At 72.5% G+C, this 1,167-nt stretch carries 1 protein-coding gene; it reads left to right on the top strand.

Annotated elements, in window-relative coordinates:
• Positions 1 to 372: 372 nt before the first annotated feature.
• The coding region (locus AC27VN_RS41995) for a S1C family serine protease (protein ID WP_490880589.1) at positions 373 to 1,167 on the top strand (795 nt) is incomplete at its 3' end.

Below are 1,167 nucleotides of genomic sequence, written 5' to 3'. Positions count from 1 at the left end.
CCACGGCGCCGGGTGCGTAGGCGGCCTGATAGCGCGCCGGCACGCCCTCGAACTGCAGCAGCGCCTGCGCGCGGTCCTGGGCCGCGGCGGGCGCGGCGGCCAGCAGCAGCGAGAGCGAAAGGCCGAGGGCCAGGGCGGCCAGGCAGCGGGAGCGAAGGAACGACAGCATGGCGCGATTATTGGCGCCCACCCGGTGGGGCCGCGTCGGACGAGCGCCAGCCGGGCGCGCCGGAAAAATCGCGCCGCGCGCAGAACCGAACGCCGCCGCGAGGATCGCAATCCATCGCCGGTCACCGCGGCCCGCTAAAGTCCGCCCCGCTCCCGTTCAATGCCCACCGCGCCATGCGAACCCTCTTCCTCCTCCCGCTCCTTTTGACCACCCTGCTCGCCCTCCCCGGCCATGCCCAGCCGCGCGCCGAGGCCGTGCCGCGCCCGATCGCCGCGCGCGGCGCGCTCGGGGCCGACGAGCAGAACAACATCGCCGTGTTCAAGGCCGCCTCGCCCGCGGTGGTCAACATCACCTCGATCGGGCTGGAGCGCGGCCTGTTCTCGCTCAACGTGCAGCAGGTGCCGCAGGGCACGGGCACCGGCTTCGTCTGGGACACGCAGGGCCACATCGTCACCAACTACCACGTGATCCAGAACGCGGCCGCCGCGCGCGTGACGCTGGCCGACCAGAGCAGCTACCGCGCGCAGCTGGTGGGCGTGTTTCCCGACCGCGACCTCGCGGTGCTGCGCATCGATGCGCCCGCGGCCAAGCTGCGGCCACTGCCGCTGGGCACCAGCGCCGACCTGCAGGTGGGCCAGAAGGTCTACGCCATCGGCAATCCCTTCGGGCTCGACCAGACGCTGACCACCGGCATCGTGAGCGCGCTCAACCGCGAGATCGATTCGGTCAACCGGCGCACCATCCGCGGCGCGATCCAGACCGACGCCGCGATCAACCCCGGCAACTCGGGCGGCCCGCTGCTCGATTCGGCGGGCCGGCTGATCGGGGTCAACACCGCCATCTTCAGCCCCTCGGGCGCGAGCGCGGGCATCGGCTTCTCGATCCCCGTGGACGAGGTCAACCGCATCGTGCCGCGGCTGATCCGCGACGGCCGCTTCGTGCGGCCCGCGCTGGGCCTGACCTACGCGCCCAAGGAACTCAACAGCGCGCTCGACCTG

The sequence above is a fragment of the Variovorax sp. 20P10.2.4 genome, assembly GCF_058244205.1.
This window is presented reverse-complemented; position numbering and strand designations above follow the sequence as displayed.